The sequence below is a fragment of the Hymenobacter coccineus genome (assembly GCF_001816125.1).
GTDB lineage: Bacteria > Bacteroidota > Bacteroidia > Cytophagales > Hymenobacteraceae > Hymenobacter > Hymenobacter coccineus.
The window spans coordinates 49,542-73,109 of sequence record NZ_MDZA01000022.1 but is presented as its reverse complement, the minus strand read 5'-3'; the positions used below and the strand labels follow the sequence as shown (position 1 = coordinate 73,109).

20 protein-coding genes are annotated in these 23,568 nt (G+C 64.1%); 6 read left to right on the top strand and 14 right to left on the bottom strand.

Annotation, left to right across the window (positions count from 1 at the left end; all coding sequences use genetic code 11):
- The first annotated feature begins 98 nt into the window (after positions 1 to 98).
- Positions 99 to 1,313 (top strand): NAD(P)-dependent oxidoreductase, encoded by a 1,215-nt coding sequence (locus tag BEN49_RS02075; protein ID WP_070740073.1) that lies wholly within the window; start codon positions 99 to 101, stop codon positions 1,311 to 1,313.
- A 40-nt stretch (positions 1,314 to 1,353) separates the two neighbouring features.
- Positions 1,354 to 1,950: a Uma2 family endonuclease gene (locus BEN49_RS02070; RefSeq protein WP_070740070.1), complete on the top strand. Its 597-nt coding sequence runs from the start codon at positions 1,354 to 1,356 to the stop codon at positions 1,948 to 1,950.
- A gap of 5 nt (positions 1,951 to 1,955) precedes the next feature.
- On the opposite strand, the gene fucP is transcribed toward BEN49_RS02070, so the two are convergent.
- The 13 genes from fucP to BEN49_RS02005 form a co-directional block, all read right to left on the bottom strand.
- Positions 1,956 to 3,230 carry an L-fucose:H+ symporter permease gene (fucP, locus tag BEN49_RS02065; protein WP_070740067.1) on the bottom strand — a complete coding sequence of 425 codons (1,275 nt, stop codon included), beginning with the start codon at positions 3,228 to 3,230 and terminating at the stop codon, positions 1,956 to 1,958.
- A 141-nt stretch (positions 3,231 to 3,371) separates the two neighbouring features.
- Positions 3,372 to 4,556: a glycoside hydrolase family 130 protein gene (locus BEN49_RS02060; RefSeq protein WP_070740065.1), complete on the bottom strand. Its 1,185-nt coding sequence runs from the start codon at positions 4,554 to 4,556 to the stop codon at positions 3,372 to 3,374.
- 182 nt (positions 4,557 to 4,738) lie between these two features.
- Positions 4,739 to 5,788 (bottom strand): LamG domain-containing protein, encoded by a 1,050-nt coding sequence (locus BEN49_RS02055; protein WP_070740063.1) that lies wholly within the window; start codon positions 5,786 to 5,788, stop codon positions 4,739 to 4,741.
- Between the two features lie 69 nt (positions 5,789 to 5,857).
- Entirely contained in the window at positions 5,858 to 7,354 is a 1,497-nt protein-coding gene (locus tag BEN49_RS02050) for a RagB/SusD family nutrient uptake outer membrane protein (RefSeq protein WP_070740060.1), read from the bottom strand.
- 21 nt (positions 7,355 to 7,375) lie between these two features.
- Positions 7,376 to 10,834, bottom strand: a complete 3,459-nt coding sequence (locus tag BEN49_RS02045; RefSeq protein WP_070740054.1) for a SusC/RagA family TonB-linked outer membrane protein — start codon at positions 10,832 to 10,834, stop codon at positions 7,376 to 7,378.
- 40 nt (positions 10,835 to 10,874) lie between these two features.
- Positions 10,875 to 11,045, bottom strand: a complete 171-nt coding sequence (locus tag BEN49_RS30725) for a DUF4974 domain-containing protein (protein WP_158022720.1) — start codon at positions 11,043 to 11,045, stop codon at positions 10,875 to 10,877.
- Positions 10,979 to 11,941, bottom strand: coding sequence for a FecR family protein (locus BEN49_RS02040; RefSeq protein WP_070740051.1), 963 nt, complete (start codon positions 11,939 to 11,941; stop codon positions 10,979 to 10,981). Before BEN49_RS02040 ends, BEN49_RS30725 begins: the two co-directional genes overlap by 67 nt.
- A gap of 180 nt (positions 11,942 to 12,121) precedes the next feature.
- Positions 12,122 to 12,706 (bottom strand): RNA polymerase sigma factor, encoded by a 585-nt coding sequence (locus BEN49_RS02035; RefSeq protein ID WP_158022719.1) that lies wholly within the window; start codon positions 12,704 to 12,706, stop codon positions 12,122 to 12,124.
- Positions 12,707 to 12,825: 119 nt separating this feature from the next.
- The gene (locus BEN49_RS02030) at positions 12,826 to 13,437 is read right to left on the bottom strand and encodes a 3'-5' exonuclease family protein (protein WP_070740045.1); all 612 of its coding nucleotides are present in this window, start codon (positions 13,435 to 13,437) and stop codon (positions 12,826 to 12,828) included.
- A gap of 78 nt (positions 13,438 to 13,515) precedes the next feature.
- Entirely contained in the window at positions 13,516 to 13,950 is a 435-nt protein-coding gene (locus BEN49_RS31140; protein WP_438831770.1) for a CsbD family protein, read from the bottom strand.
- 131 nt (positions 13,951 to 14,081) lie between these two features.
- Positions 14,082 to 14,852, bottom strand: coding sequence for a hypothetical protein (locus BEN49_RS02015; RefSeq protein WP_070740040.1), 771 nt, complete (start codon positions 14,850 to 14,852; stop codon positions 14,082 to 14,084).
- 56 nt (positions 14,853 to 14,908) lie between these two features.
- On the bottom strand, positions 14,909 to 15,538 hold the full coding sequence (locus BEN49_RS02010) for a hypothetical protein (protein ID WP_125916415.1): 630 nt from the start codon (positions 15,536 to 15,538) through the stop codon (positions 14,909 to 14,911).
- Positions 15,539 to 15,579: 41 nt separating this feature from the next.
- A complete protein-coding gene (locus BEN49_RS02005; RefSeq protein WP_070740035.1) occupies positions 15,580 to 16,365 on the bottom strand; it encodes a hypothetical protein in 786 nt (261 codons plus the stop codon).
- 223 nt (positions 16,366 to 16,588) lie between these two features.
- Between BEN49_RS02005 and BEN49_RS02000 the strand changes: the two genes are divergently transcribed.
- Positions 16,589 to 18,124: a hypothetical protein gene (locus BEN49_RS02000; RefSeq protein WP_070740032.1), complete on the top strand. Its 1,536-nt coding sequence runs from the start codon at positions 16,589 to 16,591 to the stop codon at positions 18,122 to 18,124.
- Positions 18,125 to 18,245: 121 nt separating this feature from the next.
- On the opposite strand, the gene BEN49_RS01995 is transcribed toward BEN49_RS02000, so the two are convergent.
- Complete coding sequence (locus BEN49_RS01995; protein WP_070740029.1) at positions 18,246 to 18,698, bottom strand: hypothetical protein; 453 nt, start codon at positions 18,696 to 18,698, stop codon at positions 18,246 to 18,248.
- Between the two features lie 158 nt (positions 18,699 to 18,856).
- Here BEN49_RS01995 and BEN49_RS01990 point away from each other — a divergent pair, with 158 nt between their 5' ends.
- The 3 genes from BEN49_RS01990 (at position 18,857) to BEN49_RS01980 (ending at position 23,546) form a co-directional block, all read left to right on the top strand.
- Positions 18,857 to 19,261 (top strand): hypothetical protein, encoded by a 405-nt coding sequence (locus BEN49_RS01990; RefSeq protein ID WP_070740026.1) that lies wholly within the window; start codon positions 18,857 to 18,859, stop codon positions 19,259 to 19,261.
- A 117-nt stretch (positions 19,262 to 19,378) separates the two neighbouring features.
- The gene (locus BEN49_RS01985; protein ID WP_070740023.1) at positions 19,379 to 20,392 is read left to right on the top strand and encodes a hypothetical protein; all 1,014 of its coding nucleotides are present in this window, start codon (positions 19,379 to 19,381) and stop codon (positions 20,390 to 20,392) included.
- 232 nt (positions 20,393 to 20,624) lie between these two features.
- Positions 20,625 to 23,546 (top strand): 2-oxoglutarate dehydrogenase E1 component, encoded by a 2,922-nt coding sequence (locus BEN49_RS01980; RefSeq protein ID WP_070740020.1) that lies wholly within the window; start codon positions 20,625 to 20,627, stop codon positions 23,544 to 23,546.
- Positions 23,547 to 23,568: the final 22 nt, after the last annotated feature.

Below are 23,568 nucleotides of genomic sequence, written 5' to 3'. Positions count from 1 at the left end.
CGTACAAGCCGCCGCGACACGTTCGCGTAAATCAAGAGAATAGGCTTTCACGCTGGAAAAATAACTCCCGTACTGTACATCATCCTGAGAACCGCTCTATGTTCACCATTGGCCTGCTCCGCGAGGGCAAAACGCCCCCTGACCGCCGCGTGCCCCTCACGCCCAAGAAGTGCGTGGAGGCCCAAAGCACGTTCCCCGGCCTGCAAATCATCGTGCAAAGCAGCCCGCTGCGCAGCTACGCCGACCAGGAATACCGCGACCTGGGCATTGAGGTGCGCGACGACGTGGCCGGCTGCGATGTGCTGCTGGGCGTGAAGGAGGTGCCCGTGGGCCAGTTGCTGCCGCACCAAACGTACCTGTTCTTCTCGCACACCATCAAGGCGCAGCCCGCCAACCAGCCGCTGCTGCGGGCGGTGCTGGACCGCCACATCAAGCTTATTGACTACGAGCTGATTACCAACGAGCGCGGCGAGCGGGTGGTGGCTTTCGGGCGCTACGCCGGCATCGTGGGGGCCTACAACGGGCTGCTCACCTACGGCCGCAAGCACGGCCTGTTTGCGCTCAAGCCCGCTCACGAGTGCGTGGACATGGACGACATGCAGGAGGAATACTTCAAGGTGAAGGTGCTGCCGCCCATCAAAATCGCTGTGACCGGCACCGGCCGCGTGGCCCAGGGGGCCCTGGAGGTGCTCGACCGCGTGGGCATCCGGCGGGTGAGCGTGTACGACTACCTCTACCACGATTTCCGCGAGCCGGTGTACGCCCAACTGGGCTCGGGCGACTACAACCGCCGCCGCGACGGCCGCGTGTGGGACACGCCCGATTTCCACCAGCACCCGGAAGCCTACGAATCCACGTTCGGCTTGTTCGCGCCCGTTACCGATCTGCTGATTGCCTGCGCGTTCTGGCACCCGGCGGCCCCGCGCCTGTTTGAGCTGGCCGACACTCGGGGCCCCAACTTCCGCATCAACACCATCGCTGACGTGACTTGCGACGTGAACGGCTCCATCCCCGTCACGCAGTGCAGTAGCACCATCCCCAACCCGGCCTACGACTACGACCCCGCCACCGGGGCCCTGGCGCCGCCCTACGCGGGGCCCCAAACCATCACCGTGATGGCCGTGGATAACCTGCCCTGCGAGCTGCCCCGCAACGCCAGCCGCGACTTCGGCCGCCAGCTGCTTGACCACGTGTTCCCCCAGTTTTTCAATGACGACGCGGGCGGCGTGCTGGCCCGCGCCACCATTGCCCGGGATGGGGAATTGATGGAGCGGTTTGGGTATTTGGCGGAGTACGCGGGCGGGGGCCGGTAACGCCGGGCGCTATCTTTACTAAGCACCAAAGACTTCGATAATGGCCGTTATCACCCAGCTTTCGCAACTCGATCCGAACCAGTCTTACACCTACGCCGACTATCTGAGCTGGCGGTTCACCGAGTTTGTGGAGTTGGTGAAGGGCAAGCTGCTGCGGCCAATGGCGGGCCCCAGTCCCCGCCACCAGCAGTATTCCACCAACTTGGTGGCCGAAATACACCCTTTCCTAAAAGGTAAAGCTTGCCGGGTGTATGCCGCGCCCTTCGACGTACGCCTGACCACGGGCGGCGGCAATGGCGACGAGGAAATCCGCACTGTAGTGCAGCCCGACATCTGCGTGGTGTGCGACTTAACTAAAATTGACAGCCGCGGCTGCGTGGGGGCCCCCGATTGGATTATTGAAATCCTTTCGCCCGGCAACGCCGGCCACGACACCAAAACCAAGTTCGACCTCTACCAGGAAAGCGGGGTGCGCGAGTACTGGATTGTGTTCCCCGGCATCAACACGGTGACGGCCTACGTGCTGGAAAACGAGCGGTACGAATTGGCCGCCGAGTACGCCACGCCGGGCCCCATGCCGGTGGCCACGCTGCCGGGCCTGGCGCTGGAGTGGGCCGATTTGTTCGACGATTTGTAGGGCCCCTAGCGGACCTTATATAAGCGGGCGCCGAACAGGAAAATGAAAGCGTAGCAGATGATGGGTAGGTAATAGGCGGCGGCGATGTCGTGGTTGGCGATTTTGCCCATGAGGAAGGGGAAGAAGGCGCCGCCGGCCACGGCCATCACCAGCACCGATGAGGCTTGCGGCGTCTGGGGCCCCAGGTCTTTGATGCCCAGGCTGAAAATGGTGGGGAACATGATGCTGAAGAAGAAGTTGACCAGCAGCAGGCAGATGAACGACGGCCAGCCCCAGCTCTGAGCCACCACTAAGCACATGGCGATGTTGGCCAAGGCGAACGTAGCCAGCAATTTGGGCGGGGCGATGAAGCGCATGAGGAAGGTGCCCACGAAGCGGCCGGTCATCATCAGCACCATGAACAGGGCGAAGTAGCTGCCGGCCACCTTGTCGGAAAAGTGCATTTTCTCGACCCCGTAGTTGATGAAAAACGCCCAGGTGCCGCCCTGCGCCGCCACGTTGAGGAACTGCGCCACCCAGGCCCACACGAAGTGGCGGTGCTGCAATAAGCCCTTGGCCACGGGCGTCACCTCGGCCGTGCCGGAGTAGAAGCCGGCCTCGGCTTCGGCGGGCGCGGGGGCGGCGTGGGCGTCGGAGAGGGGCGGCACCTTCACGAAGGAAAACGCCACGGCGATGCCCAGGATGACGCTGCCGATGACCGTGTACATGGTTTTCACCGAAGATAAATCGCCGCTGGCGTGCGCCGCGCTGCCGCCCAAAATGAAGTAGCTGCCCAGCAGGGGCCCCACCACCGCCCCCAGGCCGTTGAAGGATTGGGCAAAATTCAGGCGCTGGTCGCTGGTACGCTGGTCGCCGAGGACGGCCATGAACGGGTGCGCCACGGCCTCCAGCGTGGCCAGCCCGCAGGCCAGCACGAACAGGGCCCCCCGGAAAAAGCCAAACGAGCCAGCGTTGGCGGCCGGCACGAACAGGAACGCGCCCACCGCGTACAGCCCCAGCCCGAGCAGCACCCCGTTTTTGTAGCCGAAGCGCTTCATAAACAAGCCCGCCGGGATGCCCATCACCGCGTAGGCCCCAAAAATCGAAAACTGCACCAGCCCCGAGTTGGCCTTGCTCACGTGCAACACGTTCTGAAAGTGCTTGTTGAGTACGTCGCCCATGGTGATGGCAATGGCCCAAAGCATGAACAGCGACGAGACGAAAATCAGCGTCGGCACGTACTTTTTCTCCGTAAAAGAAGCGGTTTGGGACGTGGTAGCGGCCGTGGCGGCTGGTTGCATAAGCTAGGCTAAAGAGTTGACAGGTGTAGTATTGCTAGCAGAATGTAGCGCGGACTTTGTAGTCCACGGCGCTGCCCGGTCGCTGCACAGTAATCGGTAGGACGAAGCGAAAGCCGCGGACTACAAAGTCCGCGCTACAGCCTACTCTACTGGGCGGGTGGCGACGGCGATTTTGGAATCGGCAGTGCCATAATACAGGAACCAGTTGGATTTGTAGCGCGCCAGCCCTTCCAGGAACACCACTTGGTTGACCTGGCCGGTCTTCTCGTAGGGCTTGTCGGGGCGCATAAAGTAAGTATCGGTGCGCTGGAGTAGCTTGGTGGGGTCGTTCTTGTCGAACAGGGCCTGGGCGGCGGTGTAGGTGCCCTCGGGCAGCGACTTGTCGCCGAACGAGGGCACGTTGCGGCTGTTATAGATCAACCGGATGCCCTGGTCGGTGAGCATAGCCGGGGGGCCCGATTCCACCAAGTCGCTGTCGAATTTGCCGGCGCGGGTGGGCAGCACCACTTTCAGGTTGGGCAGGGTGAGGGCCTGGTCGCGCAGTGGCACGGGCGGCTTCTCGCCGGGCGCCATTTCCAGCGGCGTCCAGTGGATAAGGTCGTCGGAAGTGGCCAGCCAGATCTGGGCGTCGCCCCAGTACATCCAGTACTTGCCCTTGATTTTGGTGGCCACGATGCGCCCGTCGGGCTCGTACGTGGACACAATGGAGCCCGATTTGCTCCACTTGCCCAGATACTTGCCGCCATCCGCCTGGGCGAAGGCGTTGCCGTACTTCGTCCAGTGCCGTAGGTCGGGCGAAGAGGCCACGTGCAGGCGGGCTAGCTTGCCGTCGTAGGCCGTGTAGGTCATGTAGTAGGTGCCCTTGGCGTCTTCCACCACGCGTGGGTCTTCGGTGCCGCCGGTTTCGTACTTCTTCTGGGCGTCGTTGGCCGGGTAGAGCACGGGCGCCGCCTCGCGGGCGAAGTGAACGCCGTCGGTGCTGCTGGCCAGGCCCACGCGCGAGGCTTTACCGAAGGTCGTAATCTTATTTTCAGCCCGGTACAGCATGTAAACCTTACCGTCGCGCACCACCACGGCGGGGTTGAACACGTCCTTCTCTTCCCACAGCACGGTCCTTTTCAGAACTGGGTCGGTGAACTTGCCTACCGCGCTGGGGCCCATGATGGGGTTGGCGCTGTCCACTTTCGTGAAGTTCAGCAGGGCCCAATCGTTGCCGCTGACAGCCGTGGCCATGGCGGCGGTATCAGCTGGGGCCCCGGCGCTGGGCGCGGTGGCCACCGTGGCGGTACTGGGCGAACTGTTGCAGCTGGCTAGCAGGGCTAGCATGGCAACGCTACTGGTAAGAAAAGGAGTGTGGCTCGTGGAAATACGCATGCGAAAGAAAGGGAAACAGTGAAGAACGTGGGGCCCTAATTGGGCAATAGGTAAGCCTGGACTCTGTAAGTCCCGGCGATTAAAGAGGCAAGAGGCGCAACGCCCGGACTCGTAGAGTCCAAGCTACGGCACGGTTACAGCGATTTTTCGATGGTGTAGATGGACTGCACTTCCGCGTCGGTCAGGGCGCGGTTGTAGAAGCGGATGTCGTCCAGCTGGCCCTTGAAGTAGGCGGGGCCGTAGTACTCGAAGTAGCCAGCCGCCTGGCCACCCGTGGGTGCGCTGTTGTAGATGCTCTTAGGTAGCTGCTGGCCGATGCACAGCGGCACAGGCTGCGGCACAGTTTTCAGGGGCCCCTTCACGTCGGTCCAAGCTTTCACCAGGGCCCCGTTGATGTAGAATTTCATGCTGCCGTCGGCGTACGACACCGTCACGTGCGTCCAAGCGTTCACGGGCACGATGCCCGATTCGGCGTCCTTGTCGGCAATGGTGGAGGTAGTGGTGACGGTGATGAACGGCTTGCCGGCGCCCTGGAGCTGGAATTTGTAGCCCGTCCAGCGGTTCAGTGACAGCAGGTAGTTATTGTCATTGTCGTCGAACCGCTTGCACCACAGGCTGATAGTGAGCGCCTGGGGGTTGAGTGCGGCTTGGTAGGGCACTTCGATGTAGGCGCCGTTAGTGAACTCGTAGGCCTGGCCGGCTTGGCCAAACCGGTCGGCCACCAGCACCGGCAGCGTGCCGCCGTCGCCGGGCGCCGTGCCGGGGCCCGTGGGGCCCGATTTCAGCGTGCCGTTGTTGGCGTTGGCCGTGGCATCGTTGGCGTTGCCCTCAAACTTCCACTGCGCCACCAGGTTGGCCACCGATACTTCCTGGATGAGCGCCGACCGGAACACCGCCACGGCGCGCCGCAGGTTGGCGGTGGCCGCGTTCACGGCGGCCTGGTTGTAGCTGGGGTCGTTTTTGGTGGCGGTGGACAGGTCAAGGGCGGTTTTTAGGCCCCCCTTGGCGCCCGGGGCGTAGGCGCCGGGCTTGGTGCCCTCGGCGGCGGCGGTGTAGCCCAGCGTCACGGAGTCAATCAAGGCCGAGAGCCGGGTGGTGTCGGCGTTGCCCACCGGGGCGCTGTCGTCGGTTTTCGAGCACGACGAGGTGCCCAATAGGGCCCCCAGCAGTAGCACGGACAGCATAAACAAGTAAGATCTAGCGCTTTTCATGGCCTGATAAATAGTTGGGCGGGAGGGGGAAGAAGCGGGTGGCTACAAGCCTTTATTGGTGTCCCGCTCGCTCTGCGGGATGGGGTAAAACCGGTTGCGGGCGTAGTTGAAGTTCGGCCGGTCGGCCAGCGCCTGCTGGGCGTAAGCCTGCCCGTAGCGGGTAATGTCGAAAAACCGCTGGAACTCTAGGGCCAGCTCGGCGCGCCGCTCGCGCCGGATGGCGTCGCGCAGCTGGGCCTGGTCGGTCACGGTCACGTCGGGCAGCAGGCCGGTGGGCACCGTGCCCGCGTTGGGCAGCGTGGTATCATAGATATAGCTCTCGCGGGCGCGCTTGCGCACTTGGTTGAGGGCTTTCAAGGCGTTGGCGCTGTTGCCGGCTTCGTTCGACGCCTCAGCGTCCATCAGCAGCACGTCGGCGTAGCGGATGGCCTGGTAGTTCAGGTTGCCGTCGCCCTTGGTGTTGGTCGGAATTTCCGTCAGCGGCTGCAAGTGCTTCTTCGATACGTAGCCCGTGCTGCTCCAGCTGGGGTCAAACGGCACACCGAAAAACGACTGCCCGCTGCGGCCCACCGTGTAATCCAAGCGCGGGTCCACTACGCCGTCCGAAGTACGCTCAAAGTTGTCCACCAGGCTCTGGGTGGGGTAGAAGAAGCCGTAGCCGTTTTGCGGGCGCGGGGCAAACCATTGATTGAGGTTGTTGCCTTGGTTGGGGCTGAGGCCGGCGGTGTGCTGCACCGAGAAAATGGCTTCCGCGTTGTTCTTGGTCGCCGCCCGGAAGTTGTTGGCGAACACCGGCAGCAGGCTGTAGGTCCCCGAGGCTTCGACGGCTTGCGCCGTGGTGGCGGCCAGGGCCCACTTTTGCTCATACAGGTAGGTTTTGGCCAGTAGCGCCATGGCGGCGCCCTTAGTGGCGCGGCCCACGTCGGCGCCGGTCCAGGTGGCGGGCAGCGCGGCCATGGCGGCCTGGCAATCGGCTTCGACCTGGGCGTAGATCTGGGCCTGGGGCACGGCCGGGCTCTGCAGCTCTTCGGGCGTTTCCACCTTCAGGCGCAGCGGCACGTTGCCGTAAATAGCCGCGAGCTGGAAGTAGTAGTAGGCCCGCAGAAACTGCGCCTGCCCCACCGCTTGCTGCCGCACCGTGGCGGTGATGCTGGTGTTGCCGGCGGGCAGCCCGTCGAGCACCACGTTGCACTTAAATACGCCGTCGTAGTAGCGCCGCCACTGGGCCTCCACGGCCGCGTTGATGGGCGTGATGTTGAAGATATCGATGTTCTCGAAGTCGGCCTGGTCGCCGGGGTTGCTGCCCTTCACGGCGTCGTCGGAGGCCACGTCGCCGAGCACCCACAGCGCGTTCGACGAGGCGTCGCGGAACGAGAGGGGCACATAGGCGGCGTTCACGGCCAGGATGGCGTTGGTGTCGGAGGTGAAGAACTGGCCGGCTTCGTACTGGCCCAGCACGGGCTGGTCGAGGAAGGTGTTGCAGCCGGCCGAGGTAACTAACAGGGCCCCCAGCAGGAGGGCGGTGGGTTGGATTTTCATGATAATCAGCGAGCGAAGCGGTTAGAAGCCAGCGTTGATGCCCACCGTGAAGGTGCGCGCCGAGGGGTAGGTGCCAAAGTCGATGCCCGTGGCCCGCACGCCGTCGCCGGCCGAGTTGCTGTTGGTGCCCTGCTCGGGGTCGAGGCCGGTGTACTTGGTGAAGGTCAGCAGGTTCTGCACGCTGGCGTAGATGCGCACCGAGCTAATTTTCAGGGGCGAAAGCAACTTGTCGCCGAACGTATAGCCGAGCTGCACGTTCTTCAGCCGCAGGTACGAGCCGTCCTCCAGGAAGCGGTCCGAGGGCTGCTTGTTGTTGGAGGCGCCGGTCCACGACAGGCGCGGGAATTCGTTGGTGCTGCCGGGGCCCGTCCAGTAGTTGGTGGCCGCCCGCTCGGTCAGGTTGAAGGCGCGGTAGAAGCCCTCGATGTCGGTGTTCACCTGGTTGTACACCTTGTTGCCCTGCACGCCCTGGAAGAACACGCTTAGGTCCACGTTCTTGAAGCTCACGTTGCCGGTCAGGCCGTAGGTCAGCTTCGGAATGGGACTGCCCACGAAGGTGCGGTCGAAGCCGTCAATCACGCCGTCGGGCGTCCCGTCGGGCCCGCTGATGTCCTTGAATTTCACGTCACCCGGCTGGATGCCGGGGCCCTGGTAGGCGTGCGTGAACACCTCCTGCGCGGTCTGGAAAATGCCCTCCGTTTGCAGCAAGTAGAACGAGCCAATGGGCTGGCCCACGGTGGTCAGCGTGGCGTAGTAGTTGTTGTCGATGCGGCCCCCCACGATGGGCGAGGCGCTGCCCAGCGAAATCACCTCGTTGCGCAGCGTGGCCAGGTTGCCGCTCAGGCCGTAAGTCCAGTTCTTGCCCACCGTGTTGCGGTAGCTCGCCTCCAGTTCGAAGCCCTTGTTCTGAATTTTACCGGCGTTCACGGCCGGGTTGCCGCCGTTGCCGGCGCTGCTGGGCTGCGGCAAAAAGAGCAGCACGTTCGACGTGTTCTTAATAAAGTAGTCAGCCGTCAGTTGCAGGGCCCCCTTCAGCAAACCCAGGTCGAGACCGAAGTTGGTTTGGGTGCTGGTTTCCCACCGAATGTCCGGGTTGCCCTTGGTTACGATGCTCAAGCCCTGGGTCGAAACGCCCCCGAACGGGTAGTAGCCCGTGTTGCCCACCAACGAGGCGTAGGGGTAGTTGCCGATGGCCGAGTTGCCGAGCTGCCCCACGCTCACGCGCGCCTTCAGCAGCGAAATAGACTTGAGGTTGCGCATGAATTCTTCCTGCGCCAGGTTCCAGCCCAACGAGCCGGAAACGAAGTTTTGGGCCCTAAGGCCGGGCGAAAGCTGCGACGAGCCGTCGCGCCGGAAGTTCACCGTGGCCAGGTAGCGCCCGTCGTAATCGTAGGTCAGCCGGCCGAAGCCCGAGAGGAGCGTGGAGTGCGCCTCGCCGCCGCCGTTCTGCTGGATGCCCGTGCCACTGTCGAGGTACTGGAACGTGGGCGACTGATCGACGTAGCCGCGGCGCGAGGCCGAGATGCCGCGGGAGTTATTCTTAATGGCCTCACTGCCAACCAAAATAGCGAAGGTGCTCTTGCCCACCGACAGGTCGTAAACGGCCGTGTTGGTCCAGTTGAAATTGAAATCGGTGGTGTTGGATTGCGCCAGCTGGGCCGGCGAGTTGAACGATCGGTCGATGCCGAAGGTCTTGAAAAACTGCTTATAATCGGTGATGCGGAACGTGATGCCGTAGTCCGAGCGGATGCGCAGGTGCGCCACCGGCGTCACCTCCACGTAGGCGTTGCCGAGCACCGAGTAGGCGTTGAAGTTGCGGTCCGTGGCGTCGGCCAGGGCCACCGGGTTGATGCCGTCGCCGAGGAACGCCGAGGCCGGCTGGCCGCCCGCCGTGGGCAAGTCCACAAACTGCCCCTGGTCGTTGTACACCGGCGTGCCCGGCGTGCGGAACAGCGCAAAGCGCACGATGCTGGCCCCCGGGTTGCCGTCGCCGAAGCCGTCGCCGGAGGCGCCCACCTGCCGGGTTTTAGCATACGACAGGTTCGCGTTGGTGCCAATCTTTACATACTTCGAAAGCGAGCTGCTCACCGCCGTGCGCAGATTGTAACGATCATACGACGAGTTGTTTACCAAGCCGTCCTGCGTGAGGTAGCTGCCCGACACGATGTACTGCGAGTTCTCGCCGCCGCCGCTCACGTCGAGCTGCACGTTGTGCTGCATGGCGGGTTTCAGTACCTCCTTCAGCCAGTTCACGTTGGGCAGCGTGGCGGCCACCGCGGCCGGAATGGGGGCCCGGCCGTCGTTGGTGGCGGCCACGTTGTAGGCTGCCACGTACTGGTCGGTGTTGGCCATTTTGATGAGGTTGGTGGCCGTTTGCACGCCGCTGTAGGCGCTCACGCTCAGGCGCGGCTTGCCCGATTTGCCGCGCTTCGTGGTCACCACCACCACCCCGTTCGAGGCCCGGGCCCCGTAGATGGCGGCCGACGAGGCATCCTTCAGCACGTTGATGCTCTCGATGTCGTTGGGCGAAATCTGGTTGATGCCGTCCTTGGTCGGCACGCCGTCGATGATGTAGAGCGGGTTGTTGTCGTTGATGGTGCCCACCCCGCGGATGCGCACGGCGATGTTCTCGCCCGGGGCCCCGGTGGCCGCCGTGATGGACACGCCCGCCGCCTTGCCCTGCAAAATCTGGGCGACCCCGGTCACCGGCAGCGCGTTGATGTCGCGCTGGTTCACCTGGGCCACGGCGCCAGTGAGGTCGGCCTTGCGCTCGGTGGTGTAGCCCAGTACCACCACTTCCTCCAAGGCCTTCACGTCGGTCACCAGCGCCACGTTCACCTGCGTGCGGCCTTGCAGCGGCACTTCCTGCGTCACGAAGCCCACAGCTGATATCACCAGCGTGGCGTTGGCATCGGGCAGGCTGAGGGTGAAGTTACCGTTCACGTCGGTCGACACGCCGTTGGTGGTGCCTTTTACGAGCACCGTTACGCCGGGCAGGCCGCTGCCGTCGGGGGCCGTTATGCGGCCGGTAATGGGCACGGCGGCCGGGCTGGTGGTTGCTGTCTCTTCGGCCGGGGCGCTGGGGCCTCCTGCAATCGTTTGCGATTGGGGGCCCGGCAATTTGGGCCCCGAGATGACGTACACGTTGCGGTCGGTTTTCTCCACCCGCAGGCCGCTCGTCGTTACGGCGTAGGTCAGCTTATCTTCCCAGGAGGGGAAAGTGCGCGCGTCGAGGTCCACGAACTTGTTGCGCACCAGCTCGGTGCGGTACAGGAAAAACGCGTGGTGCTCTTTCTGCAGCGCTTGCAGGAGGCTTTCCAGCGACGTGCCCCGGGCCCGGGCCTGGCTAGGGGCAGCTTCCGGGGCCGGCGCGCTTTGTACAGGCCGCAGCATGGCCACCACGGGGCTTTGCGCCCGGCCGGCCAGGCCCCCGGCCAGGAGCAGGGGCAGCAGCTTCAACGATTGAGTATAGTGAACCATGGGCGGGAGAGGGGAAAGGGTAGGAGAAATTACGCAAAAATTAATCAAGTCGCACGCGGTTGCCGGCGCGGTGTACTTTGACATCCAATGACTTGCCAAGCGCATCCAGGAGCACGTCCACGTCGCGGTTGGGGACTGAGCCGGTCAGCTTCTGCCGCCGCAAGGCGGGGTTGCCCAGCGTGATCTGCAACCCATAAGTGTCTTCCAGCATGGCAATGATTTCTGCCACCGGCGTGTCGTTAAAGTCGAGGTGCCCGCTGGCCCAAGCCGAATAGAAGGCGGGTTGCACGGCGCGCTTGGCGAGGCCCCCCGGGGCGCAGCAGCGTCGAATTCCACCATGTCGCCGGGTTGCATCAGCAGCGGCTCGGGCGGGCCGGCCGTGCGGCGCAACTCAATCTGGCCGCTGTTGAGCACCACTTTGGTGGTGCCGGCGCGACTCAGCACGTCGAACCGGGTGCCGAGCACGGCCACGTCGAGGGCCCCCGCGTGCACCGTAAACTTGACCTGCGCCGGGGCCCCCGCCACCGCCTTCAGCTCAGCCGGAGCCGTGTGTTGAACATCAAAATAAGCTTCGCCCGTTAGCCACACTTCGCGGGCCTGGCCCGGCTGCCAGGTGGCGGTCATTCGTAGCTCTGAGCTGCCGTTCAGTACCACGCGGGAGCCATCGGGCAGCCCCACTTGTCGGTGCTGGCCGGCGGCCGTGGCGTAGCGCGTCCAAGTAGGTGCCGCCGCGGGGCGCGGCCATAAACCCAAGCCAGCCACCACTGATAGCACGACGGCTATCAAGGCTGTTGCGGCCCACCACCGGGAGCGAGTGGCGCGGCGGCTGCGCAATAGCAGCCGCGACTCGGGGGCCCCAGTGGGCTCCATGGCGTGCCACAGCTTGGCCAGCTCCGTCTGTTTCAGGGGCGCTGGGGCGGGGGCAGGGCGACTAGTAACCAGTAGCTGGAGCACCGCCGCAGCTTCGTGGAATGCCGCCGCCTGGGCAGGGTGCTGCTCCACCCAGGCCTGCCAGAACGCAACGGCCGCGGGGTCGCTCGCCGCCACGAATGCCTGAAAGGATTCGTCGGCCAGGAAATCGTCAGTCGTGTAAGTAGCGTGGGCCATAAGCGAGAGGCAGGCGGAACGTGGGGCCCTAACCGGGCCGGGCGCGGCAGCTTCGTAAAGTCATCGTGCCCCGTTCGTATTCATCACGGCCTCCGGCGGCTTTTATACTCATTGCTTCCGAAAAATATTTTTGCCACCGCCCTAAAAGGCTTCGGCGCAGGGCCCCCAGGCGCACCGATTTTAGCCTTCGCCCAGCAGGCACAGCACTAAGGCAGTCAGCATCACCTGCCGGACGGCTTTCAAAGCGTTAAAAACCAGGTTGCGCACCGATTGCGTATTGAGCGCCATCACCTCAGCAATGCGCTCGTAAGAAAAGCCGTCGAAAAACTTGAGGTACAGCGCCTCGCGCTGGCGCTTGGATAGCCGGTTTAGGGCCCCCAGCAGGCGGGCGCGCTGCTCGGCGTCGCGCTGCTCGGCGATAAGAAACTCCTCGTGCGAGTAGGTCACTTCAAACAAGTCAGGGCCGGCGGGCAGCGCGTGCTGCTGCTGCAAGCGCTGGGTTTCGTCGGCCAAGTGGTGGCGGAAGGCCTTAAACAAGTACGCCTTCACCACCTGCACGGCGCGCAGGCCGGCACGCCGCTGCCACAGCTTTTGGAACAGGTTCTGGATGCAGTCCTTCACCAGCTCTTCGTCGCCGGTCAGCTTCCGCCCGTAGCCATATAAGGCATCGTAATACGCCTCGAAGAGCGCGGCCAGCGCCCGGGCCTCGCCGCCGCGAAAGGCGTCCCAGAGCTGCGCGGCGGCCTCTTCGGTGATGGTTTGCACAGGGCGAGCGGCGGGAAAGGCTAAAGGCTGGGGGAAGTGAAAGCGGCCGCGGGGCCCCACGCAACATCGGGGGCCGCCCCGCGGCGGGCTTCAAAAGTAGTTCGCCGCCCGCCGGGGCCCTACTCCTCGCCGCGCACCCGCTTGTACACCGCAAATTCGTAGAACGGGCGTAGCAAGCGCACCACGTCCAGGGCGTCGGCCAAGGCTTCGTGGGCCACGGTGGTATCCTCAAATTGGGCGCGCGCCTTGGCAATGGCCATGCTGGGCAAGCGGCTGTCTTTGCGCCAGTTGAGGTAGAGCAGCGCGGGGTCGATGGTGGCGGGCTCCGACTTGATGATGGTGCCCCAGCCCGGCAGCTGCTGCAAAAACAACAGGTCGAACACGGCCACGTTTTTGCCCGCTAGGATGAAGCGCACCCGGTCCTTGGGGTCGGGCCGGAAGCCTTGGGCCACCAGGAATTCGCGCAGCTGCGGCAGCACCTCGGCGGGCGTGCAGCGCTCGGCCGGGGGCCCCAGGGCGGGGTCGGCCAGCTCGGCCAGCAGGCGCGCATTCAGCACCAGAGCCCCCGGCGTGCCCACAATCTCGGGGTGCACCAGTAGGCGGCGGAAGGTGGGCAGCTCCTCGAGCGGGCGCAGGCGTTTGGTGTCTTCGATGGCCACGGCCAACTCCAGCACTTGGTGCCGCAACGGGTCGGAGCCACTGGTTTCGAGGTCGAGGGAAACGTAGCGCATGGGCAGCGGGCTAAAAAAAAGCGCCTCCTCCGGAACGGAAGAGGCACTTTTCAAGGGAAAGGAAGGACTCGGGTTAACTTAGAACGTCTTGTGGAACCAGTCTTTGATGTCGTCAATGGCGTGGCCGGTTTTCTCTTGCAATTGGCCGAACCACTCGTCCTGCTTACCTTCCTCGTAGGTCAGGTCATCATCGGTGAGGTTGCCCCACTTCTGCTTGGCTTCACCCTTCACTTGGTTCCAGTTGCCGCGGGCCTGGTACTCGGTGCTCTTCACACCGGCCTGGGTATCAGCGCTGCTGGTTTTGTCGTTGAACCAGTTCTTGATTTCGTCAATCGTGCTACCGGTTTTCTCTTGCAGCTTGCCAAACCACTCGTCCTGCTTGCCATCGGCGTAGGTCAGGTCGTCGTCGGTCAGGCCGGCCCACTTCTGCTTGGCTTCGCCTTTCAGCTGGTTCCAGTTGCCGCGGCCTTGCAGTTCGGTATCGTCGTTGATTTTGTTGCTGTTAACGTCCATGACGGGGAATATTTAAGGTTGAAGAAATATGCGGGGTGGGAAGGAAGGTTATGGGCAGTTGTACGGCCACGCTTCTGCTTAGGTTAGCGCCGGCCGGTTGGAAGCCAGAATTTTATTGGGCCCCCCGGCGGCTACTCGGCGCGCTTGCCGGCGGAGTGGGCATCCGCCCGCCCTAGCGCCGGGCAATACACCAAGCCCATGCTGAGCAGCAGCACCGGGAAGCGGATGCGCGTGGTTTCGAAGGGCTCGTCGGTGTGCAGCGGCCGGGTGCCGAGCGAGCAGCCAATGGCCGACTGAACTTGCCAGCGGTGCGGCTGGCCCCAGGCCAGGCCGCGGCGGCCGTACACCAGTACCTCGTGGCGGCCCATGACTCGGTTTGCCACGGAGCCTTGGTAAGCGGGCTGGTAAAACGTCAGCTCATCGAAACGCAACTGCGTGAAACGGTAAACCACGCCGCAGGACCCGTTGCGGAAGGGCCAGTAGTCGATGCCCACCTGGCCAAACAGCTTGCCGTAGCGCGCCCGCAGCAGCGGCGTTTTTCCAAACGGCTCATTCGACAGCCGCTCGGTGGCCGCGTAGCCGCCGCCCGCTAGGCCGCTCACCAGCCACGACTTGCCTAGGAGCCAGTACGTGCCGGCGCCCGCCTCCCACTGCCGGGTACTGAAAAACGTGGAATCGCCGCCGCTCAGGTGCGGCCGGTACGTGCCGCTGCCCTCCACCAGCACGTGCGGAAGCGGCGAATACAGGGCCCCGGCTTCCACCCGCCCGCTCAGCTGCACGGAGGCGCTCGTTTCCACCTGCCCCGCCCGGCTGATTGTGGTCACGGTCGGCTGCATGGGCGCATACACCGTGCAGCCGGTCAGCAGGGCCCCGCAAACGAATAGTAAAGATTTGGTTTTCATAATAGAAGTGAGCAGTTAGCTGGTAGTCAAGCGAAGCTGTGGGGCCCCAATGCCCTTTACCAGTTAGAAATAGCCGCTGACAATATCACGGCCACCAGTACTACCCACGCCCCCACGCCGGTGCCGTAGCCGGTCCAAGTCTGCTGGTGCTTGGTGCGGTTGGCCTGCTGCTGGTAGCCGCGTTGGTAATCGGCGTCGCCGAGCAACGCCGGCTGCGGAGCCCGGAGGTTGCGGGCCTTCACGCTGGCTCGGCCCACGAGGGCCGGCATCACCACGCCAACTATTGGCCCCGCATACAAGGTGGCCCCGAATGTGCCCCACAAGGCCCCCGGGTTGCGGTAGTGCGTGGCCGCGTCGCGTCGGCCCAGTGAATCCCGCTGCCGGGTATTAAGGCCCAGCAGCAAGTCGGCGGGGCCCGCGTTAGCGGTTTCGGGGTGCAGCACTTCGCGGGTGCCGTTGGCGTAGCGGATGAGAAATACCTCGGCCACGGGCAGCGCCAGCGTATCGGGCGGGGCCGGGGCAGCGGGCAGGTAGCGCAATTCGGTGGGCGTGAGGACCACCACGCGGCCCTGGATTTCCTGCCCGTCGAGGCGCAAAATGGTATCGGGGCCGGGGGCCGCCTGGGCCGAGGCGCGGGCGGGCCGCAAGGCCCCCACCAGCACGAGTAGCAACAAGATCTTTTGCATGGTTTTATAAATCAAGTAACTGATATTCAATAATTTGATTGCTACCGGTGGCGCGAGTTGAAGCCCACCAGCAGGCTGATGCGGGCCCCGCCGTTGCCGGGCACCACGGCCAGGTTCACGGGGAAGTTGAGGCCGCTCTTGCTGCGAAACGACGTGCCCAGCGCCAGCACGATATTGGCCCCGAGGGGCGTCAGGTTGGGCCCCAGCCCGAATTCGAACCCCTTGGGTCCCCGGATGCCCAGGATGCCGCTGATGCTGGGGATGAACTTGTTCTGCTCCAGCCCGCCCACCAGCGGCACGAACTCGGCCAGGCCGCTCACGCCGTTGGGGAGCCGGAACAAGCGCGTTTCGAACTGCCACCCAAACTGCGTGAGGAACGGGTTGAGGTCGTGGTAGCCCGCCTCCTGCCGGCCCCGGTTCAGGGGCCCGGCGGTGAGCACGGTGAAGCCAATGCGCGGGCCGCTGAGGTGCACTTCCTCATCGGGGAACACCACGTCGCCGGGCACGTCGGGGCCCGTGTGCGGGGTGGGCGCGGGGGCCGCGGGCCGCGGCGGGCCGGCCAGGTACGGGGCCCCTGGGGCGGGCGCAACCCCAAACACTTCCTTGGCGCCGTTGGCGTAGCGAATCATGAACACCTCGGTTTTGTACACGCTGATGAGCGGGCCGTCGGGGTTGTCGGTGCGGCGGAACTTCACTTCCAGCGGCGTGATTTCCAGGATTTTCACCTGCACCTCGTCGCCGTTGCGCTTGGTGAGTAGGTCTTGGGCGCGGGCCCGGCCGGCGGCGAGCAGCAGGGCCAGGGACAGGAAAAGTAGACGGAGCGACATGGGGGAGGGGGTTAGGTGAAGAGGTAGCCCAAAGGTGTGGGGCCCCCGGGCTCGCTCCGTTCACCAAAAAATCAGGTTGTCGGACTTTTGCACCAGCCAAGCAAGGGTAAAATACCCCATGATTATCAGCTATTTGAATGAATAATATTCGATATTTGGCCAAACCACTATATTCCCGGGCCTCGGTAAAATCGGGCCCGGTTGTGCGCTTCCTTTGCAGCCCATGGACGACCTCCGCACTGCCCTGCTCACCCTCAGCCCCGACGACCGCATTGAGTTCGCGCGCTTTCTGCTGCGCCAGCGCCAGCGGGTGGCCGGCCGGCAAGATGTGCGCCTCTACGAGCTGCTCACCGGCCCCGCCCTGGCGCCCGCCGCCCTGGTGGCGCGCCTCTACCCGGCCGCGCCCAACGCCGGGGCCTACTACGCCGTGCGCAAGCGCCTGCTGCTGCACCTCACCGATTTTTTAGTGCTGCGCCAGCGCCAGCACGATGCCACGGCCGCCGCCGCCGTGCGCGGCCACCTCACCCTGGCCCAGTACCTGTTCGGGGCCGGCGTGCCGCGCCTGGCCTGGGGCACGCTGCGCAAGGCCGAAAAGCAGGCCCGCGACCACGAGCAGTACGAGGCCCTGAACGCGGTGTACAACCTGCAAATCCAGCACGCCGGCACGCCCCACGCCGAGCCCCTGCCCGACGTGCTGCGCCGCCGCCACGCCAACAAAAAAGCCGCCGACGAGGAGGAGCGCGCCAACATTGCCGACAGCCTGCTGCGCCACCGCCTGCGCGAGGCCCGCACCCAGGGCCGCCCGGCGGCGGCGTTCGACGCCATTGTGCAGGAAATCCTGGCCGAGTACGACTTGCAGGAAGCCTTCGCCCGCTCGCCCTCGCTGCTGTGCCGGCTGCTGAGCATTGCGCGCAGCGGCATGCTGGTGCGGCGCGATTTTGCCTCGTTCGCGCCCTTTGCCGAGCGCTGTTACGGGCTGATGGCGCGCCGCCACGGCTTCGCGCCGGCCCAGCGCGGCTACCAGCTGCGGCTGCTCTACATGCTGGCCCATGCCCTGTACCGCACGCGCCACTTCGCCGAGTCGGTGCGTTACCTCGAGCAGGGGCGGGCCGTGCTGGCCGACGGCGGCCGGCCGCTGGCCGAGTTTGGGCCCCGGTTCACGTTTTTGCTGGCCGCCAACTACGCCTTTTTGCAGCGCAACGCCGAGAGCATTGCCCTGCTCGAAGGAGCCCTGCGCGCCGCGCCGGCCCTGCCCGAGCTGGCCGCCCTCACGGCCCGGCTCCAGCTCACGTTTCACTACTTCGCCGAAGGCAGCTTCCAGAAGGCCAACCACGTGCTGCTGCGCCTGGGCCGCACCGACCACTGGCTGGAGCAGCACCTGGGCCTGGAGTGGCTGCTAAACCGCAACCTCGGCGAGCTGCTCATCCAGCTTGAGCTGGGCGCGGCCGATGTGGCCCTGGGGCGCCTGCGGGCCATCGACCGCGGCCTGCGCGAGCGGTTCCCGGCCGGGCCGGATGGGGCCCCGGCGGCCGGCGGCCCCTACCGCTACGTGCTCAGCTACCTGGCCCTGGTGCACGAAATCCTGGAAGACCCCGCCGTGGCCCAGCGCCCCGCCTTTGCCCAAAAAGTGGCCCGCATGCCCGAATTCTGGCCCTTAGAGCGCGAAGACCTGCAAATCCAGAGCTTCTACGCTTGGCTGCGCGCCCGCATGTTGGGCCGCCCCTACTACGAGGTACTGCTGGAAGTAGCCACCAGCTGAGGGGCTGTTTGAATCAGCCAGGAAGTATCGCGGGCGGTCAGTATGACCAATTTTGACACATAAAAAAAGCCTGAACCCCACTGGGGCCCAGGCTTTTGGCGCAGCGGCGCGAGCCGGTTGCTTAGTTGTTCATGCTCTGCTTCATGTTGGCTTTGGTTTCGCGGGCCGACTTGGCGGCGGCGTCACCCATGGCGTCCATGCGGTTGCCGGCTTTGTTCAGGGCGTCTTTGGTGTCGGCTTTGGCTTCGGCAGCATTGGCGCTCATTTTGTCGCCGGCGGCGTCCATTTTAGCACCCATTTTCTCGCCAGCGGCGTCCATCTTGGCACCGGCCTCATTGGCCGTGGCTTCGATCTTGTTGCCAGCGGCGTCCATCTTGGCTTCCATTTTGTTGCCAGCGGCGTCCATCTTGTCACCAGCGGCATTCATGTCGGCCGAAGGCTCCACGCTGGTCGTGGTGGTCGTGGTAGCACCCTCGGGGGTCTGCTCGGTGGTTTTGGTGGTGTCGGTGCTGCAAGCGGTGGCGGACAGGGCAACGGCGGCGGCAGCAATCAGGGTTTTGAAGGAAACTTGCATGGTGCGGTAAGTTTAAATGTTAGTGGAGTGAGAATTCACCCGTTAATCAACCGTACTGCTAAAAGGTAACCCAACCGGGGGAGCGAGTGGTGGCTTTTCAACTTTTTGGGCGGCCGGCAAGTATAGCCCACCACATAATCCCTCTAAATACCCTCCCCATGGATTCTACCGCCGCCACCCCGTCCAACGCCGCCCAGCCCACCCCGCAGCCCATGCCCGTGAGCGACCAGCAGGCCACCGCCGTGCTCGACGATACCATCGCCCTGCTTAGCAACGGCTTGCCCGCCAAAGCCGAAGGCCCCGGCAGCACCGAAATTGAGCGCTGGGCCGCCGTATTGGCCGCCTCCGACCGCCCCGGCCTGGCCAAAATCACCCAGGAAGTGAGCCAGCTTGGCGAACTGCTGAGCAACCCCAACGCCGCTTCGCACGAAGTAGCCGAACTGCTGGCCAGCCTCAGCGCCGAAACCATCAAGGTAGCCGAAACGGCCCCCGGCAGCTACGCCGGCCCGCTCGGCAACCTGGGTCTGCTGCTGCGCAAAGCTGCTAACTCGCTCTCGCGGTAAGCCTAGGTTGCTGGTTGTTAAATAGTAAGACTATTTCGAGCAACCCGGCAACGGACAACTAAAAGCAGAAGCGCGAACTTTGCCGCCCGCCGCGGCTAGGTTCGCGCTTTTGCTTTTATGCCCGATTTCACCCCTGCCGACCTCACACCCTACGACCCGTTTGAGGGCATGCGTTTCGGCCCCGCCACGTGCTTCCTCAGCGGCCAGCCCGTGGGGCCCCACGATACCGTGCCCGTATTTGCCGACTGGCTACAAGCCCGTTACGACCTGGCCGACCGGCCCATTCAGCTGCTCGACCAAAGCACCGTGGCCTTCCGCGACCTGCGCTTGCCGACCAGCGCGGCCGTGCGCCCGCGCTTAGCAGAACTGGAGGAAACTGTGGCCGCCGCCGCTGCCCAGGGCCCCGAAGCCCTGCGCGCCCTGGGCGACGACACGCTGTTTTTGTGGCTAGGCAAAATGTTCTACGGCATCTTCATTACCGAGCTGCTCACCGAGTTCGAGCCCCTCATCCGGCCCCGCTACCCGCTGGCCGAAAACGCGGCGCTGCTGCGCAAGTTCCAGGTGTTTTTCCAGTTGCTCCAGGGCCTGCGCGTGCCCACCGAGTACGCCGACTTCGTGCCCGGCTCGGTGTTCGTGCTGGAAGTGGACCCCGCCGAGGACACCGTGCCGTTTGAGTACGACGACGACCTCAACACCTTGGTGTTCAGCATTAAAATGGGCCGGTCGGTGCTCGTGGCCTGCCTGGCTGATATTGGCCTGATTGGCCAGGCCATGCGCCAGGTGTACGCCGACGCCCGGCGGCCTTTGCACCCGGTGCAGGTGGCCGAGTTCAAGGCCAGGGTGTACTACGCGGCGCACCTGCTGCACATGGTGCCCGACCTCTACCCGCGCCACCCGCGCCCCGGCGATACCCACTTGGTGTTCGATGCGCTGATTGACGACGTGGGCGTGGCCATCTTCAACCCCTGGGAAAACGGGGCCTATGCCCAGGCCCTGGCCGAGCTGTGGCACCGCTGGGGCATCACCCCCGCCGACGTCAACCGCGACCCCGCTCAGCCCCTCAGCCTTTTGTACACGCCCGACGGCGCGCCCCGCACCGTGGCGCACTGGGCCGGCCCGGCAAGGGATTAAGGACCAGCGCAAACCATTTCCGTCGCAATAGGGGCCCCCAAGGGAGCATTAATAAACAAAATGACGTTTTATTAATAGCTTGCCAATACAAAGGGGCATCATCGGTAGTAAAATCGAATCATATTGGTTTGATTAGCAAGCCAATTTGTAAATCCGGTTATAGGTTTGGGCTTTGTTTTCAGGGCTTTTACTTTTGCGCTGCCTCACCCACCCAGCATTAGCACTTCTGCCCATGGATTCCTACTCTTATATCGCCAACGCCGACGCGGTGGCTATCGAAGCCCTGTACCAAGCGTACCAGCAAAACCCCGAATCGGTGGATTTCGGCTGGCGCAAGTTTTTCGAAGGGTTTGATTTCTCGCAGCAATTCCCGCCCGAGGGGGCACCGGCCACCAACGGCAACGGCGCCGCTGCGCCCGCCGGCCCGGTAACCACGCCCGCTGCCCCAGCGGGGCCCCAGCCCAAAGACTACGGCGTGCTGAACACCGTGGCCTCCACCAACAACGCCCCCGCAGGCCTGATTGGCAACGAAGCCGCGCCCAGCGACAAAGAAACGGCCGTCCGCAACCTCATCCACGCCTACCGCAGCCGCGGCCACCTGCGCGCCAAAACCAACCCGGTGCGTGAGCGCAAAGACCGCCAGCCCCACCTCGACCTGTCGGACTTCGGCCTGAGCGACGCCGACCTGGACACGGTCTTCCGCAACGGCGAAACGCTAGGCCTGGGGCCCCAGGCCACGCTGCGCGACATCATCGCGGCGCTGGAAAAGATTTACACCGGCACGGTGGGCTTCGAGTACATGTACATCCGCGACCCCAAGGTGCTAGACTGGCTGCGCGAGAAAATCGAGCGCGAAGCCTTGGCCTTCAACCCCGGCGTGGAGTACAAAACGCGCATCCTAAAGAAGCTGAATGAGGCGGTGGTGTTCGAGAACTTCTTGCACACTAAGTTCTTGGGGCAGAAGCGCTTCTCGCTTGAGGGCGGCGAAACCACCATCCCGGCCCTGGACGCCATCATCGGCAAAGCGGCCGACCTGGGGGTGCAGGAGGTGATGATCGGGATGGCCCACCGCGGCCGCCTGAACGTGCTGGCCAACATCATGGGCAAAACCTACGAGCAGATTTTCTCGGAGTTTGAGGGCACGGCCATCCCCGACCTGACAATGGGCGACGGCGACGTGAAGTACCACATGGGCTACTCGTCGGAGGTGGAAACGGCGAACGGCAAGAAAGTTAACCTCAAGCTGGCCCCCAACCCCTCGCACCTGGAGGCGGTGAACCCGGTGGTGGAAGGCTTCGTACGTGCCAAAATCGAGCACCAGTACGGCGGCGACTACCACAAAATCCTGCCCATCCTCATCCACGGCGACGCGGCGCTGGCCGGCCAGGGCATCGGCTACGAGCTGACCCAGATGTCGCAGCTGGAGGGCTACAAAACCGGCGGCACGGTGCACTTCGTCATCAACAACCAAGTGGGCTTTACCACTGATTTTGAGGATGCCCGCTCGTCGATTTACTGCACCGACCTGGCCAAGATGATTGACGCGCCGGTGATCCACGTGAACGGCGACGACCCGGAGGCGGTGGTATTTGCCGCCCAGCTGGCCGCCGAGTACCGCCAGCAGTTCCACGCCGATTTCTTCATCGACATGGTGTGCTACCGCCGCCACGGCCACAACGAGTCCGACGAGCCCAAGTTCACCCAGCCCACGCTCTACAACATCATCTCGAAGCACCAGAACCCGCGCGAGGTGTACAACGCCACGCTGGTGCAGCGCGGCGACGTGGACGCTGAGCTGGCGAGCCAGATGGACAAGGAGTTCCGCGACACGCTGCAAGCCCGCCTCGATCTGGTGAAGCAGAAGCCGCTGCCGTATAAGTACCAGGCTTTGGAAAACGAGTGGCGTAGCCTGCGCCGCAGCACCAACGAAGACTTTGCGCAGTCGCCCGAAACGGGCATTGCCGAGGAAGTGGTGGCGAAGGTGGCCAAGGCCCTGACCACGATTCCCGACGGCTTCAAGCCCATCAAGCAGATCGACAACTTGCTGCGCGAGCGCCGCAAGATGTTTTACGAAACCCGCGTGCTGAACTGGGCCGCCGGCGAGCTGCTGGCTTACGGCTCGCTGCTGACTGAAAACCACATCGTGCGCGTGAGCGGCCAGGACGTGCAGCGCGGTACGTTCTCACACCGCCACGCGGTGCTGCACGACGCCGAAACGAGCGCTCCCTACAACTCGCTTAACCAGCTGGAAGGCGAGCACGAGCAGTTGTGCATCTTCAACTCGCTGCTGAGCGAGTACGCGGTGTTGGGCTTTGAATTCGGCTACGGCATGGCCAACCCCACGGCCCTGGTGGTCTGGGAAGCGCAGTTCGGTGACTTCGCCAACGGGGCCCAAACCATGATCGACCAGTTTGTGGTGAGCTCCGAGAGCAAGTGGCAGCGCATGAACGGCCTAGTGATGCTGCTGCCCCACGGCTACGAGGGCCAGGGCCCCGAGCACTCCAACGCCCGCCCCGAGCGCTTCCTCCAACTCGCCGCCGAGAACAACATCGTGGTGGCCAACGTGACCACGCCGGCCAACTTCTTCCACCTGCTGCGCCGCCAGCTCACCTGGAGCTTCCGCAAGCCGCTGGTGGTGATGTCGCCCAAAAGCATGCTGCGCAACCCGCTGTGCGTGTCGCCGCTCGACGAGTTTACCAGCGGCCGCTTCCGCGAAGTGCTGGCCGACGACTACGCCGAAGCAAAGAAAGTGAAGCGCGTGCTGCTCTGCTCGGGCAAGGTGTACTACGACCTGCTCGACGAGCAGCGCACTAGCAACCGCACCGACGTGGCCCTGGTGCGCGTGGAGCAGCTGCACCCTTTCCCGCAGCAGCAGCTGCAGGCCGAGCTGGCCAAGTACCCCAAAGCCAAGGTGTACTGGGTGCAGGAAGAGCCCGAGAACATGGGCTACTGGAACTACTTGCTCCGCTTCATGCGCCGCGAGCTGGAGGACGTGGTGGCCCGCAAGCCCTCGGCCTCGCCGGCCACCGGCTACAACAAAATCCACGTAAAGGAGCAAAAAGACCTCGTGGCCCGCGCCTTCAACAAGCCCAAGGAAGCCGTGGCCGACGGCCAAATCAAGGAAACGGCGGAGCTGGCCAAAAAGCAAGACTAGCCCCAGTCGGCTGGGGCCCCAA

Excerpts from the sequence above, each read along its gene's own strand:
- fucP (WP_070740067.1), bottom strand. The coding sequence starts at position 3,230 with ATGCAACCAGCCGCCACGGCCGCTACCACGTCCCAAACCGCTTCTTTT.
- BEN49_RS02060 (WP_070740065.1), bottom strand. The coding sequence starts at position 4,556 with ATGCTAGCCCTGCTAGCCAGCTGCAACAGTTCGCCCAGTACCGCCACG.
- BEN49_RS02040 (WP_070740051.1), bottom strand. The coding sequence starts at position 11,941 with ATGGCCCACGCTACTTACACGACTGACGATTTCCTGGCCGACGAATCC.
- BEN49_RS02070 (WP_070740070.1), top strand. The coding sequence starts at position 1,354 with ATGGCCGTTATCACCCAGCTTTCGCAACTCGATCCGAACCAGTCTTAC.
- BEN49_RS01980 (WP_070740020.1), top strand. The coding sequence starts at position 20,625 with ATGGATTCCTACTCTTATATCGCCAACGCCGACGCGGTGGCTATCGAA.
- BEN49_RS01995 (WP_070740029.1), bottom strand. The coding sequence starts at position 18,698 with ATGCAAGTTTCCTTCAAAACCCTGATTGCTGCCGCCGCCGTTGCCCTG.
- BEN49_RS01985 (WP_070740023.1), top strand. The coding sequence starts at position 19,379 with ATGCCCGATTTCACCCCTGCCGACCTCACACCCTACGACCCGTTTGAG.
- BEN49_RS02055 (WP_070740063.1), bottom strand. The coding sequence starts at position 5,788 with ATGCTGTCCGTGCTACTGCTGGGGGCCCTATTGGGCACCTCGTCGTGC.
- BEN49_RS02045 (WP_070740054.1), bottom strand. The coding sequence starts at position 10,834 with ATGGTTCACTATACTCAATCGTTGAAGCTGCTGCCCCTGCTCCTGGCC.
- BEN49_RS02050 (WP_070740060.1), bottom strand. The coding sequence starts at position 7,354 with ATGAAAATCCAACCCACCGCCCTCCTGCTGGGGGCCCTGTTAGTTACC.
- BEN49_RS02075 (WP_070740073.1), top strand. The coding sequence starts at position 99 with ATGTTCACCATTGGCCTGCTCCGCGAGGGCAAAACGCCCCCTGACCGC.
- BEN49_RS02030 (WP_070740045.1), bottom strand. The coding sequence starts at position 13,437 with ATGCGCTACGTTTCCCTCGACCTCGAAACCAGTGGCTCCGACCCGTTG.
- BEN49_RS01990 (WP_070740026.1), top strand. The coding sequence starts at position 18,857 with ATGGATTCTACCGCCGCCACCCCGTCCAACGCCGCCCAGCCCACCCCG.
- BEN49_RS30725 (WP_158022720.1), bottom strand. The coding sequence starts at position 11,045 with ATGCTGGAAGACACTTATGGGTTGCAGATCACGCTGGGCAACCCCGCC.
- BEN49_RS31140 (WP_438831770.1), bottom strand. The coding sequence starts at position 13,950 with ATGGACGTTAACAGCAACAAAATCAACGACGATACCGAACTGCAAGGC.
- BEN49_RS02010 (WP_125916415.1), bottom strand. The coding sequence starts at position 15,538 with ATGCAAAAGATCTTGTTGCTACTCGTGCTGGTGGGGGCCTTGCGGCCC.
- BEN49_RS02005 (WP_070740035.1), bottom strand. The coding sequence starts at position 16,365 with ATGTCGCTCCGTCTACTTTTCCTGTCCCTGGCCCTGCTGCTCGCCGCC.
- BEN49_RS02015 (WP_070740040.1), bottom strand. The coding sequence starts at position 14,852 with ATGAAAACCAAATCTTTACTATTCGTTTGCGGGGCCCTGCTGACCGGC.
- BEN49_RS02000 (WP_070740032.1), top strand. The coding sequence starts at position 16,589 with ATGGACGACCTCCGCACTGCCCTGCTCACCCTCAGCCCCGACGACCGC.